Below are 13,131 nucleotides of genomic sequence, written 5' to 3'. Positions count from 1 at the left end.
GAGGGAAAAATGGAGATACTTATAATATTGCTGGGAATTTTTATAGATAGGATCACTAAAATTTGGGCCGTTCAGAATTTAGCTCAGTTTTCTCAAATTGTTATAATAAAAGATATATTTTCATTTTTGTATTTGGAAAATAGGGGTGCGGCCTTTGGAATTTTGCAAAATAGGGTTTCTCTCCTGACAATTATAACAATAATGGTAGTTTCAGGTATGATATTCTATATGGTAAAGCACGGTTTTAAATCTTCCATGGTTAAAATAAGTTTTTCCCTCATAATAAGCGGTGCACTGGGAAACTTAATAGACAGGCTGGTTTACGGATATGTGGTTGATTTCATATCAGTTCATTTCAAGGATATATATTATTTTCCCATATTTAATGTAGCGGATATTTTAGTGGTTGTTGGAACGATATTGCTGCTATTTTGTCTGTTGAAGGAAGAAAAATATGAAAACTAAAGTTTTTTTGGTAGGCAGCGAAGATGAAAAAATACGGCTGGATGTGTTTCTGTGCAGTCGTCTGCCTCACAAGTCCAGAAATTATGTTCAAAATTTAATAGAAGATAAAAGAGTTAAAGTAAATGAAAGTATTAAAAAAAGCAGCTATAAGGTAACCTGTGAGGATAATATAACTGTAACGATTCCCGATCCTGTTGAAACAAGTATAAAAGGGGAAAATATACCCATTGATGTCCTCTATGAAGATGGAGATGTTATTGTGGTAAATAAGCCCCAGGGAATGATAGTTCATCCGGCGCCGGGTGTATATACGGGCACTCTTGTGAATGCACTTTTGTATCACTGCGGTGATCTGTCAGGCATAAATGGAGTGATGAGACCCGGGATAGTGCATAGAATAGACAAGGACACTTCCGGTGTACTTGTGGCTGCAAAAAATGACTTTGCCCACAATAAGCTGGCGGAGCAGCTAAAGACCCATTCCATGACCAGGGAATACATTGCACTGGTGGAGGGAGTTTTGAAAGAGGACAGTGGAACTATAGACAAACCCATTGCAAGACATCCGAGAGATAAGATAAAGATGGCTGTGGTCAGTGGCGGAAAAAGGGCTGTCACACATTATCGAGTCATTAAAAGGTTTAAAAACAATACATTGATAAAGTGCATATTGGAAACAGGCAGGACCCATCAGATAAGGGTACATATGGCTTACATAGGCCATCCCCTGGTGGGGGATCCGGTATATGGATATAGAAAGCAGAGATTCAATTTGAATGGTCAGCTGCTCCATGCTAAAAAACTTGGGTTCATACATCCGTCAACCGGGAAATATATAGAGTTTGAAGCAGATATACCGGATTATTTTAAAAGGGTTATAGATATAGTTGACAGCAAAAACTGATTACCCGTATTTTTAAATCATTTCAAGCAGTATGGGACAGTGATCCGAGCCGGTAACCTGAGTTAAAATAGCTGCTTTTTTCACCCTCTTGAGCAGGTTATTTGATACAAAATGGTAGTCTATTCTCCATCCCGCATTTCTCTCCCTGGCTTTGAACCTATAACTCCACCATGAATATTCCACTTTTTGCGGATTCATATATCTGTATGTGTCAGTATATCCGTTTTTAATAAACTTGTCTAGCCACTGTCTTTCCATGGGGAGAAATCCTGAATTCTTTTCATTGGCCTTTGCATTCTTTATGTCCATTTCGGTATGGGCGGTGTTGTAGTCGCCGCATATTACGAGCTTTCTATTTTGAGATACGAGAAAGTTGCAGTAATTCAGAACTGCATTGTAAAAGTTCATCTTGTAATTCAACCTTTCCTGGCTCATCTGTCCGTTGGGAAAATATATATTTAGTAAAGTGAAATCTTTAAATTCCATTGTTAAAATTCTTCCCTCTGAGTCAAATTCCGGAATTCCTATTCCATGTTTTACAGATATGGGTTTGAATTTGGTGTAAACTGCCACACCGCTGTATCCTTTTTTCTGGGCGAAGCTGAAATATGAGTGATATCCGTTTATGTTTCTTAATTTATCATCTAGAGTGGCTTCCTGAATTTTGGTTTCCTGTACACATAGTATGTCGGGATTTTCACTTCTTATCCAGTCAAAAAAATTCTTTTTTGAGATGGCTCTCAGGCCATTTACGTTCCAGGAATATATTCTCATAAACAAAAGTGCTCCTATCTATCCTATTTTTTTTACCTTTTTATCGATTTTTTCAATTGAATTGCTTGACTCTGAGGCGCTCTCTTTAGGTAATATCAAGTTTAATATTATACCTATAATAGATGCAAGTGCGACCCCGGATATCTGTACCGGAGATCCACCAACGGTGAAGTTTATGGAAGCTCCTCCAATACCTATTACTATTATAACAGAAGATAATATCAAATTTCTGTTCTTGCTAAAATCTATTTTCTCTTCTACCAGCACCCTAAAACCCGAGGAAGCTATTATGCCGAAGAGAAGTATACTTACTCCGCCTATTACAGGCATGGGCATATTTTCAATAAGTGCAGCTACAGGGCCTATGAAGGAAAGCAATATGGCAATTACTGCAGCACCGCCTATAACCCATACGCTGTAAATTTTAGTTATGGCCATGACTCCTATGTTTTCTCCATAGGTTGTAGTTGGAGGACCACCTGCAAGACCTGCAAATATCGTGGCCAGTCCATCTCCAAGTATCGATCTGTGCAGACCGGGATCCTTTGTAAAATCACGTCCTACTACATTATTTGTTACATAGATATGGCCTATGTGTTCCGCAAGAGTTACAAATGAAATTGGAGCCATTAGTATCATAGCATTTATATTGAATTTTGGAAGCATAAATGGAGGCAGCTTAAAAAATGAAGTATCTGCTATGGTTTTTAATGACTGCTGTGGTATAACTCCCAGAACTATTGCAGATACATATCCGGTTATTATGGCTATCAGTATGGGTATTATTCCGAGAAAACCCTTGAAATACATGCTTCCGATTACGGCTACAGCCAGTGTTATTCCAGAAACCGTCATCCAGGCCCACCTTGGTGTACTCTGCATTTGGTTCGTCGTATAGGCAGGATTGAAACCGGACCAGTTTATGGCTGTAGAGGCGAGGCTCAGGCCTATTACGATTACTATGGAGCCGACTACTACGGGAGGAAGGGCCCTGTTTAGCCAATCTACTCCGCAAAATTTTATTATCACGGCCACTATTACATACACGCATCCTGCAGCTATTACGCCGGAAAGCATAGCTGAGGGACCGTATCCCCTGGATGCGATAATTATCGGGCTTATAAAAGCAAAGGAAGAACCCAGATAAGCGGGCAGCTTGGCTTTAGTACATATTATATATATGAGAGTTCCAATACCACTGCAGAACAGTGCAATGGACGGACTCATACCGGTCAATATGGGAACAAGTATGGTGGAGCCCACCATGGCAAATAAATGCTGGAAGCTAAGCGGTATAGTAGTCAGTATGGGCAATTTATCTTCAACATCTACGAAATCTTTCATCTACGACACTCCTTTTTAGTCTCTCCGGACTATTTTAAAAGTTCTATTTTAATTAAATTATAGTTCATATATTTTTACCGAATCCTTTTTGTCTATTTCTGAAATCTCTACAGATATCATTTCTTCCCTGGAAGTAGGTATGTTTTTCCCTACATAATCGGGTCTTATGGGAAGTTCCCTGTGTCCCCTGTCGATTAAGACCGCCAGCTGTATTAGCCTTGGCCTTCCCGAATGAATGATTGCATCCATGGCAGCCCTTGCTGTGCGGCCGGTATAAATGACATCGTCGACCAGTATGATTTTTTTGTTTTCCACATCTGTTACATTAAATTCATTTACTACAGGTTGTTCTGAAAGGGGACTTAGATCGTCCCTGTAGAAGCTTATGTCGACTCCTTTGACATCCAACCTGACACCTTCAATTTTATAAATATTTTCTGCTATTCTCTTGGCCAGAGGGTATCCTCTTCTTTTTATTCCTATTAGCATTATGCCTTCTGTGCCTTTATTTTTTTCTATTATTTCATGTGATATTCTAGTTAAGGTCCTGTCCATGGCCTTTTTATCCAGAATAAGTGCTTTTAACTTCAAAATGTCACCTCCGTTACATATTTGGACATAAATAAAAGCCCTTCTCCATGTGAGAGGGCATATTTGCCAAATTACCCTTTTGATCTCACCGGATCGTATTAAAGGATATCAACCTTGTTAATTATAAAATAATTTTTTCTACATTTCAAGCTTTTGAGGCAAATCTATTTTTCCTGTTCTATAGGTGGAATTGAGGAGTCCACATACAGGGTCTTGTTTGTGTAGTATATTACCATACCAGGCCTTGCCCCATTTGGTTTGTGAATATTTTTCACATTGGTATAGTCCACGGGTACTTTTGAGGATCCTTTGGCCTTGCTGTAGTGAGCTGCGAGCATGGCTGCCTCTTCCAGGGTTTTATCCGGGACATTTCCAAAATTTTTTATTATTACATGGGAACCTGGAATCTTTTTGGTGTGGAGCCATATGTCCCTCTTATCTGCAAATTTGAGGGTAAGGTAGTCATTTTGAAGATTATTTTTACCTACATATATTTCTATACCGTCGCTGGAAATAAATTTCATGGGCCTGGATTTTTTGGAATTTTTCCTGGCCTTTGACTTTTTAAGTTTGATATATCCTGCAGACATGAGCTCCCTTTTTATTTCTTCTATGTCTTCGTAGCTGTCTGAATTTTTTATGTTGGTCATTACCGAATTCAAGTATTCAAGTTCTTCGTTTGCTATATTCAATTGTTTCCTGGCAGCTTTTTCTGTTTTCTTTAGCTTGTTGTATTTTTTAAAATAGCGCTGAATATTTTCAGAAGGCGTTTTGTTACTGTCCAGTTTTATGTCCACGTATCGGTTGCCTTCATAATAATTTTGAACTCTCATATGAGAACATCCATTTTTGATTTTGTATATATTGGAAGTGAGCAATTCACCGTAAACTCTGTAAATGTCTTTATTTAGGGAATCTTTAATATTCTCTTTTAGAATTTTGATCTTTTTATTACACCTGTCTAAATTTATATTTATAAGTTTTTGGAGGTCGGAGCTCCTGTTGTTCAACCTGTCTGCCCTATCCTTTTCATAATAGAATTCTTCCACGAGTTTGGAAGGTGAAGTATAGTGGCTTTCTTCATAGTCCTTTAAGTAAGTTAAATTGTCGCAGTAAAAATCTTTCATTTTACCGTCTTTTTTATAGGATATAAAGTAAAATTCATGATTTTTAAGCTTGTTGAAAGTACTGCTGCTGAAACTATATAGTATAGTTATGGATGTTTCGTCAAAAATGTTCAGGTTTTCACATAGATTTAAGCTCTCCAACCTGTGAAATAACTCTTTTGAAAAAGAATTGCTGACTCCTGTGAATACTGTGGAAAAAAATTTTTTATCTATATATTTTAAGCGGTTTTGTATAAAAATTTTGAATTCATTCTTGGAAAAACAAAATGGATTCAATTTGTTTGAAGTCGGAGGGAATTTGTATTTGATTCCCGGCAGCAGGGATCTGACGCTGTTTATTTCAGGAGTTATGTGTTTTATGCTGTCCATTATAAAATTGTCCCTCTGACGGAGCAGTGTGATGTTGCTGTGCCTTCCCATTATCTCCACTATCAATGTGTAAATACTGTTGAATCCAAGTTCGTCTGAACTTTCAAAATCCAGGAATACAACCCTGTCTGTATCCAGCTGTCTTATCTCAATTAATCTTGAAGAATTAAGATATTTTCTAAGTACCATACAAAATATAGGAGGCTTTAGTGGATTTGGTTTGTTTTTGTCTGTAATATGAATTTTAGGATATACAGAACTTGAGCTGATTGAGAGCTTATAGTTTTTCCTGTTGTTTTTTATGCACAGTATGATTTCATCTTTTTCAGGTTGATTGACCTTCTCGACACGGCCTCCCAGCAGTTTATATTTTAATTCTTCCAGAATACTGTATATAAAAATACCGTCCAATGCCATAGTATCATCCTTTCTATTTGTTTTCTGTATCAAATGTCTGTTTCTTGAACTTTAATTTAAAAATTATGACGGCAGTACTCTGATAAATTATATCATCTAAAATTTATTAAATAAAGTTACCTGGAAAAATTCTGCCGATGCCGGTATGAGTTGATTATTGATAAAAGATTAATGCAGTAGTAAACTTAATTCAAATGTGAAATTCTACGAGGGGATGAAAGTTATAATATGAAATTTACTAAAATGCAGGGAAGCGGAAATGATTTTGTAGTTATTGACGATAGAGGAAATGAATTTTTAGGTAGGGAAAGTGAGCTTGGAATAAAACTTTGTAACAGGCATTTTGGGATAGGAGGAGACGGCGTATTGATAATTAGGAAGAGCAATATTGCCCAGATCAAGATGGTAATAATTAATTCGGATGGATCCAATGCTTCTATGTGTGGAAACGGCATAAGATGTTTTGCAAAGTATATATGGGAAAATGATATAGTAAGGGACTCTGTCGTAAAAATAGAAACGGGGGATGGGGTAAAAGAAGTCTTTTTGGATATAGGAAAGAGTGGAGTTGAAAGAATTACTGTGAATATGGGAACTCCGTCCTTTAAGCCCCGTGAAATTCCTGCCAGGTTTGCAGACGAAATTGTAGATAAGCAAATAGAAATCAATGGAAAGAACTACAAGATCACTTCACTGTTCATGGGAGTACCACATACAGTTATATTTGGAGAGCTTGAAAAATATCATGTAGAAGAGGGGAAGTCGATAGAAAAATGTCCCGTTTTTCCTCAGGGTACAAATGTTAATTTCTGTGAAATTTTAGATAAAAATAATATCGAGGTGAAAACCTGGGAAAGAGGGGCGGGACCTACTCTGGCCTGTGGTACGGGAAGCTGTGCCTGTGTCGCGGCTGCAAATAAATTGAATTTGACAGGTAAAAAGGTTAAAGTCAAGGTGCCTGGCGGAAATATATGGGTTGAAATAAAGGGAAGAAGTGTGTTTATGACAGGCCCTGCGGAGATTTGCTTTAAAGGAGAATATGATATTTAATGAAAGTTTTCATGAAAATAATATTCTGTGCGGCGGTATTTTTAAGTATTTTTACATTTGGCGGGTGTACTGCCAGAGATGGATATGGGGATAAAAGCTTAAAAATACCTGCACATTCTGATGTTATGGTGATTGAAAATAAGAATAATGGAGGAAATATATTTGATATAAAAGGCGATAGATTGATTAAAGAAAAAACTTCCGGTAATAACATTTTGGATTTGGCATATAATGTGCAGAAATCAGTCTATGTTTACCTGGTTAATGAAGGTGGAACTGAAAAAAATGGCAGCAGGATCGTTATATTGCATAGGGGAGTAAAAAGTGAAATTAAAGATTTTTTTGCTGCAAAGGATATAAAAATGAGTCCTGGAGGAGATAAAATTGCCTGCAGGGTTTATGAAAATTCTTCTTTGGGCAGTGCACAGGGTATGAAGGTATATGGTTTGGAAAGCAAGAAATACATAAAACTTAAATCCAAAGTTTTGGTTTCGGGAAATTTGTATCAGTGGCTGGATGATCACAGGATAATATACTACGGGAGCATGGAGGGAAAGAAGAATTCTGATGCAATATATCTATATGATTTTAACAAGGACAGAGAGCAGGTGTATTTAAGTGACATGGGTGGATATTGCACTTATTTTGCCGCTGCAGGAAGCAACCTGCTTATTTTGCTGCAAAACGGCAGTGAATCGAATTTGTACTATTACAATCATAAAACCGGGAAATTTCAATTTTTAAGCGACGAAATCGGACAAATATACGTTTCTGCAGCAGACAGTAAAAATAAATGTATATTTTTTATAGGAAAAGACGAGGGAAATGCCGATTCGGTTTATAAATTTTCACAGGAGGAAATTGAAGTTTCAAGAATAACCTACGATTTCCCCAAAGATGTTTCCAGGTACGGCGGCATAGTTCAGGGTAAAAACGGAAAAGTGTATTTTGCGGGTACTGGCGGTGCAGAAAATGGTCAGGATGTATTTATGTATGATCCGAGTGATGGATCTGTGAATATCATATCGGATCATGAGGGAATATATAATATTTATTTTGGCCGTAATTGATTAGAAAATATTTTATTGGGATATAATCTGAATATCAATATTATGAAAAGAGAGGAAATAAGATGTTTTCTGCCAAAATGGAAAAAGTAAATATGGAAGATATTTCATTAGAACCTGACATAGTCAGGAAAATACCCGAGGAAATAGCCCGGGATAATTGCCTCATTGCATTGAGACGGGTCAATGGGAAGGTTATTGTAGCCGTAGATGAGATTCCGGATGTCACTTTAGTGGAGGAATTGAAGTTTATATTGGGTGTTGAATTGGAATTTGTAAAATCTCATAGGGAAAAAATACATGATTTGATAAACACCTATTATTGCAAGGAGAATTTAAACCATGCATTGAAAGACATAAAGGAAAATGAAAGTGTTTCACAGTTGACAGCGGAAAATATTTCGGACAGATATAGATTTCAGAACTCTCCGGTAATAAAAGCAGCCAATTATATTATAAATAAGGCCATAGATGAAAGAGCCAGTGATCTGCATATAGAGCCTTTCCAGGAAGATGCAGCTATAAGGATGAGGATAGATGGAATCATACACGAGTACATAAGAATATCCACGGCTGTATATCCTTTACTGTGTACGAGGATAAAGATAATGGCCCAGATGGATATAGCTGAAAAAAGGCTTCCCCAGGATGGAAAAGTGAAATATACGAGGGGAAAATTTGACTATGATATCAGGGTCTCCACTCTTCCAACTATATACGGCGAGAAATTGGTCTTGAGAATTTTGTACAGAGATGACAAAATAGAGGATTTGAACAAACTGGGGTTTTCAAGAAAAGATGAAGAAAAAATAAAGAACATGCTAAACAGGAGTTCGGGCCTTATTTTGGTGACAGGACCGACTGGAAGTGGCAAAACCACTACTGTTTATTCTATGATAAGCAATATAGATGCCAGAGAAAAAAATATAGTAAGTATAGAAGATCCTGTGGAATACACTCTGGAGGGAGTGAACCAGGTAAATGTCAATTTAAAGACAGGGCTTGATTTTGCTCTTGGTCTCAGAAGCACATTGCGCCAGGATCCCGATGTCATAATGCTTGGAGAGATAAGAGATGAGGAAACGGCACATATGGCAGTAAGGGCTGCGGTGACAGGACATTTGGTAATAAGTACGCTTCATACGAATAGTTCGGCCGAATCTGTGATAAGACTCAAGGACATGGGTGTTCCAGAATATTTTATACAAGATGCACTCATAGGTGTGATATCTCAGAAACTGGTTAGGAAAATATGCCCTTATTGCAGGGTAGAGTATGTCCCCTCTTCCGAGGAAATTAAAAAATTGAAATTGTCTTCCGGACAGGTTCTGTACAGGGGAGAGGGATGTGAGAGGTGTAATTATAAATCATACAGGGGCAGGACGGTGATATATGAAATATCATATGGAAACGGGGAAATAATGAACTTTTTCAAAAATGACAGATTGAATTTTGAGGACAATATTAAAGAGTTGGGCAGGGCTTCCATGAGGGAAAATTGCATGAAACTTGTTAAATCAGGTGTTACTACTTATGGGGAATTTCTGAGGGTGTGCCCGTAACAAAAAAGGAGGTGAATACCATAGTAAGGTACAGTGCAATAAATATACAAGGTGAGAAAGTCAGGGGCAGATGTGAGGGATATGAGTTCGTTGAATTGAAATCTTCCCTGAAGGAAAAGGGATATTATATATATGATCGAAGTATTGTAAAAAGTCACAGAAAGATATTTTTTAAGAAGCCCAATATGATGGATATAAGTGTGCTGTGCAGCCAGCTGAGTATTATGCTGAGTGCTGGAATACCCGTGTCTAAGGTATTTGATGAGCTGGAAAATCAGTATGGCACAAGTTCTGCAAAATATATTCTAAAAGCTGTGAAGGAAGAAGTAATAAAGGGAAAAAACCTATATGAGAGCATGGCTCAGTTCAAACATGCATTTCCCGTATTTATGATAAATATGGTCAAAGTAGGTGAAGAATCAGGCAGACTGGATGAAATATTCAAAAAATTATCTGAATATTACGAAAAATGTTACAGCGTTATATCTTCAATAAAAACTTCTCTCATATATCCTGCAGTGACATTGGCGGTTTCAGTATTTATTCTATTGTTTCTGATGATTGATATAGTGCCTCAATTCATCGACATCATAATTTCCAATGGAGGTGAAGTCCCTGCTTTAACCAAAATTGTCATGTTCAGTTGTCAGTTCCTTGGAGATCATTGTCTGCAAATTTTGGGGGCGTTTGTTCTTATTTGTATTGTATACTGCAGGTTTCGCAAAAAATCCAAAGTGGTCAATGCTGTAGAGAATATAAAAATCAGAATACCCTATTTTAATAAGGTTTTCAGTGATCTTACGATCTTTAAAATTTGTTCTTCCATGGCCATACTCACCAGTTCGGGGGTAAATATAATTGATTCGCTTAAAATTACCGGTGAATTGCTGGGGAATAATATCCTGTCGGGTAAAATTGAAGAGTCAATAAAATATATAGAAGGAGGTGAAGATGTATGCGGAGCTTTAAAAAGGGCAGGAATAGATGACAAATTGTTTTTGTCCCTTGTTAAAACCGGCGAAGACACGGGAAATATGGATGGTATGTTTTTAAAATTGGAACAGCTGTTTGGCAGTAAACTAGATAGGTATTTAAAAAAAATGACTAAAATTGTGGAGCCTCTCATAATAATATGCCTGTCATTATTTGTGGGTATATTTATTATATCTGCACTTATGCCAATATTTAGCATAATGGATTCTACATTATAGTCTTTAAATAAAAATTGAAAGAAGGTAGTTTAATAATGATGGAAAAATTTAAACGCAAAAAGAAAAAAGGATTTACTCTTATAGAACTCATGTTAGTGGTTGCCATAATTCTGGTGCTTTTGGGATTTTTAGTTCCTAAATTTTCTGCTTATCAGAACAAGGCAAAAACTGCAAAGGCAATTAATACGGCTAAGCAGATAGAAACGGCGGCTATGGCAAGCTACGGTGATAATGACGGAAGTTTCAATGAAGAAGATGTACGGAGCTGTATATCAAATCTCACTTCTGCTGGAGGAGCCAGCATTGAATCCGGAGGCAGCGATCAGCTTATCAACATAAGTTATGAAAGTGACAGCGATACATATGTTTTGGAAATTGATGCCGCAAATAATTCATATAAGGTGAGAAAAGGAAATGACCAGATATTTCCTAAAAATACTTCCGGTGAATAGCAGTTTTATGATATCAAAGGTTAAATCAAGAGGTTTTACACTGCTGGAACTGACTCTCACTATAAGCATATTTTATATAATATTTAGTTTTAGCTTGATTACCTTAGGGTTCTATAACAAGATTACCAATGACATAGATGTGGATTTAACCGAGAATAATATTGTGAATTTTATAAATAAATCCAAAACCTACTGCAGGGACAGCAGAGGAGAAGGGGGTTACATTTATTTTGATCAAAGCAGTGAAAGCATGACTTTTAATGTAAATTTGAATGAAATATTCTATATGAAATTGCCTGAAGGCTTTACACTGAATAAAGTGAGAAATGATAACAAGATAGAAATAGACAGCCGTGGGATCACACAGGACGCCTGCAGTATAAAGTTTAAGGATAGAAGGGAAGAAGTCCATTGTTTAACTATGTGTGTGGGAACCGCTTATGTGGAAATAAAATATTGATGCACAAAAAGGGGGAATACAACACAATTCACACTGCAGTGAAAGGTTTTACCTTAATAGAGGTACTGTGCAGCATAGCGGTTTTTTCACTATTGTTTATGACGGCCCTTTATATACAGATAAATGCTGTTAAAATTAAAAATTACAATGAAGATGCAGATAGGTATACGTTGATTATGGAATACATAAAAAATAATGTGAGATGTAATTTCAGCTATGAAGATATTCTGAATTTGCATGAAGAAGGCAGGGTATATTTGGACTGCCGCAATCTGAAGTCTGAAGATATTGAAAAAGTAAAACTCTATGGTTTGTTTTCCAGTGTGAAACCTTCAGGGGAGCCTTATATTATTTTAAACATTGCAGCAGGGGAGGTGCTGAAGATAGATCTGCAGTTTTATGGAAAAATATATGGAGATGTCAAGGTGGATAAATATGAATTCTACAGGGGAAATTATTAAAAATAAAATGAAATGCAGAAAAGGTTTTACAATTATAGAGATGCTTTTAGTTGTGGCATTGGTGGCTTCCATAACCATAGTGCAGATAAGAGTTATTTCAAAATATATGAAGCTTCACAGGGAAGAGATTGATTACAGCAGGGAATTGTTTTATGTCAATGAAGCTTTTATGATAATAGGACATCAGGTAAAAGAAGCTAAATATATAGATATAAAGAATAATATGATCATTTTAAAAAGATATGATGGTGAAGGATATGATTATATAAAAAAGCATAAAGGGGATAGTATTGTAATTTCTTATGGTTCCAGCAATTCCCCTACTTTAAATAATATATTGAAGGGAATAAAGGACTTTAAGGTGGAGAAAAACGGGAAAGTTTTCTATATATCCATAGATATGGGGAAAGGCAGTTTTTATAAAAAATGTTTTGCAGTGGAAAGAGAAAGGCTGGAAGGGGATTTATACTGATATATGTAATTCTTATAGGTTTTATATGTATTTTTATTTCCCTCGGCTGTTATAGTATGGAAATGAATATTAGATCAAATAATTTGAAGAGCTACAATAAATGCCTTGAGGTGGATGCAATAGGCAGACAGAGAGAATATCTTTTGACTGAATTGAATAAATACATAATTGAAAATATAGATTGTGAAGGAGAAAATCCAAAAGAATGCATGTCTTTTCTGGGTGATGTCAGACTGTATTTTGAAGAATGTTTCATATATTATGATAAAAATGCGGATCGTTTTAAAGCAGTGTACATATTTGATGGAAAATTTTATAAAGAGGAGATTTATGAATATAAATTTGAAAAGGGGAAAATTTTATATAGCTGTGTAGATTATTCTTTTGACGGGGAGTGTGAGTGAA

General features: G+C 36.4%; 15 protein-coding genes. 11 read left to right on the top strand and 4 right to left on the bottom strand.

What is annotated here, in order from left to right; translation table 11 throughout:
- Positions 1–9: 9 nt before the first annotated feature.
- Together lspA and AB8S09_RS01415 are read left to right on the top strand one after the other, a co-directional pair.
- Positions 10–465 (top strand): signal peptidase II, encoded by a 456-nt coding sequence (lspA, locus tag AB8S09_RS01420; RefSeq protein WP_294181349.1) that lies wholly within the window; start codon positions 10–12, stop codon positions 463–465.
- Entirely contained in the window at positions 455–1,369 is a 915-nt protein-coding gene (locus AB8S09_RS01415) for an RluA family pseudouridine synthase (protein ID WP_369868348.1), read from the top strand. The genes lspA and AB8S09_RS01415 overlap by 11 nt, the downstream gene beginning before the upstream one ends.
- A 12-nt stretch (positions 1,370–1,381) precedes the next feature.
- Here the strand turns inward: AB8S09_RS01415 and AB8S09_RS01410 are convergent, their stop codons facing one another.
- From AB8S09_RS01410 to AB8S09_RS01395, 4 genes are all read right to left on the bottom strand, one after another.
- Positions 1,382–2,143, bottom strand: coding sequence for an exodeoxyribonuclease III (locus tag AB8S09_RS01410; protein WP_294181347.1), 762 nt, complete (start codon positions 2,141–2,143; stop codon positions 1,382–1,384).
- 18 nt (positions 2,144–2,161) lie between these two features.
- Positions 2,162–3,487: a uracil permease gene (gene uraA, locus AB8S09_RS01405; RefSeq protein WP_369868347.1), complete on the bottom strand. Its 1,326-nt coding sequence runs from the start codon at positions 3,485–3,487 to the stop codon at positions 2,162–2,164.
- Positions 3,488–3,544: 57 nt separating this feature from the next.
- Positions 3,545–4,078, bottom strand: a complete 534-nt coding sequence (pyrR, locus tag AB8S09_RS01400; protein ID WP_294181344.1) for a bifunctional pyr operon transcriptional regulator/uracil phosphoribosyltransferase PyrR — start codon at positions 4,076–4,078, stop codon at positions 3,545–3,547.
- 164 nt (positions 4,079–4,242) lie between these two features.
- Positions 4,243–5,991 carry an Rqc2 family fibronectin-binding protein gene (locus AB8S09_RS01395; protein WP_369868377.1) on the bottom strand — a complete coding sequence of 583 codons (1,749 nt, stop codon included), beginning with the start codon at positions 5,989–5,991 and terminating at the stop codon, positions 4,243–4,245.
- A gap of 228 nt (positions 5,992–6,219) precedes the next feature.
- Here AB8S09_RS01395 and dapF point away from each other — a divergent pair, with 228 nt between their 5' ends.
- From dapF to AB8S09_RS01350, 9 genes are all read left to right on the top strand, one after another.
- On the top strand, positions 6,220–7,041 hold the full coding sequence (gene dapF, locus AB8S09_RS01390; protein WP_369868346.1) for a diaminopimelate epimerase: 822 nt from the start codon (positions 6,220–6,222) through the stop codon (positions 7,039–7,041).
- A complete protein-coding gene (locus AB8S09_RS01385) occupies positions 7,041–8,111 on the top strand; it encodes a beta-propeller domain-containing protein (RefSeq protein WP_294181334.1) in 1,071 nt (356 codons plus the stop codon). The genes dapF and AB8S09_RS01385 overlap by 1 nt, the downstream gene beginning before the upstream one ends.
- A gap of 77 nt (positions 8,112–8,188) precedes the next feature.
- Positions 8,189–9,670, top strand: coding sequence for a GspE/PulE family protein (locus tag AB8S09_RS01380; protein WP_369868345.1), 1,482 nt, complete (start codon positions 8,189–8,191; stop codon positions 9,668–9,670).
- Positions 9,661–10,881 carry a type II secretion system F family protein gene (locus AB8S09_RS01375; RefSeq protein ID WP_369868344.1) on the top strand — a complete coding sequence of 407 codons (1,221 nt, stop codon included), beginning with the start codon at positions 9,661–9,663 and terminating at the stop codon, positions 10,879–10,881. The genes AB8S09_RS01380 and AB8S09_RS01375 overlap by 10 nt, the downstream gene beginning before the upstream one ends.
- Before the next feature lie 35 nt (positions 10,882–10,916).
- Entirely contained in the window at positions 10,917–11,333 is a 417-nt protein-coding gene (locus tag AB8S09_RS01370) for a type II secretion system protein (protein ID WP_294181329.1), read from the top strand.
- On the top strand, positions 11,326–11,793 hold the full coding sequence (locus AB8S09_RS01365; protein WP_294181327.1) for a type II secretion system protein: 468 nt from the start codon (positions 11,326–11,328) through the stop codon (positions 11,791–11,793). Before AB8S09_RS01370 ends, AB8S09_RS01365 begins: the two co-directional genes overlap by 8 nt.
- A complete protein-coding gene (locus tag AB8S09_RS01360) occupies positions 11,745–12,254 on the top strand; it encodes a type II secretion system protein (protein ID WP_294181325.1) in 510 nt (169 codons plus the stop codon). The genes AB8S09_RS01365 and AB8S09_RS01360 overlap by 49 nt, the downstream gene beginning before the upstream one ends.
- Complete coding sequence (locus tag AB8S09_RS01355; RefSeq protein ID WP_294181323.1) at positions 12,193–12,726, top strand: competence type IV pilus minor pilin ComGF; 534 nt, start codon at positions 12,193–12,195, stop codon at positions 12,724–12,726. The genes AB8S09_RS01360 and AB8S09_RS01355 overlap by 62 nt, the downstream gene beginning before the upstream one ends.
- Complete coding sequence (locus AB8S09_RS01350; protein WP_369868343.1) at positions 12,681–13,130, top strand: hypothetical protein; 450 nt, start codon at positions 12,681–12,683, stop codon at positions 13,128–13,130. The genes AB8S09_RS01355 and AB8S09_RS01350 overlap by 46 nt, the downstream gene beginning before the upstream one ends.
- Position 13,131 lies beyond the last annotated feature (1 nt).

The organism is Clostridium lapidicellarium (genome assembly GCF_041224415.1).
GTDB classification, from domain to species: domain Bacteria; phylum Bacillota; class Clostridia; order Clostridiales; family Clostridiaceae; genus Clostridium_B; species Clostridium_B lapidicellarium.
The sequence above is the reverse complement of the archived record's forward strand: the minus strand, read 5'-3'. Positions and strand labels throughout refer to the sequence as shown.

Coding starts and splice junctions, on each gene's coding strand:
- uraA (WP_369868347.1), bottom strand. CDS start 3,487: ATGAAAGATTTCGTAGATGTTGAAGATAAATTGCCCATACTGACTACT.
- dapF (WP_369868346.1), top strand. CDS start 6,220: ATGAAATTTACTAAAATGCAGGGAAGCGGAAATGATTTTGTAGTTATT.
- AB8S09_RS01370 (WP_294181329.1), top strand. CDS start 10,917: ATGATGGAAAAATTTAAACGCAAAAAGAAAAAAGGATTTACTCTTATA.
- AB8S09_RS01385 (WP_294181334.1), top strand. CDS start 7,041: ATGAAAGTTTTCATGAAAATAATATTCTGTGCGGCGGTATTTTTAAGT.
- AB8S09_RS01415 (WP_369868348.1), top strand. CDS start 455: ATGAAAACTAAAGTTTTTTTGGTAGGCAGCGAAGATGAAAAAATACGG.
- AB8S09_RS01410 (WP_294181347.1), bottom strand. CDS start 2,143: ATGAGAATATATTCCTGGAACGTAAATGGCCTGAGAGCCATCTCAAAA.
- lspA (WP_294181349.1), top strand. CDS start 10: ATGGAGATACTTATAATATTGCTGGGAATTTTTATAGATAGGATCACT.
- AB8S09_RS01350 (WP_369868343.1), top strand. CDS start 12,681: ATGTTTTGCAGTGGAAAGAGAAAGGCTGGAAGGGGATTTATACTGATA.
- AB8S09_RS01395 (WP_369868377.1), bottom strand. CDS start 5,991: ATGGCATTGGACGGTATTTTTATATACAGTATTCTGGAAGAATTAAAA.
- AB8S09_RS01380 (WP_369868345.1), top strand. CDS start 8,189: ATGGAAAAAGTAAATATGGAAGATATTTCATTAGAACCTGACATAGTC.
- AB8S09_RS01355 (WP_294181323.1), top strand. CDS start 12,193: ATGGAAAAATATATGGAGATGTCAAGGTGGATAAATATGAATTCTACA.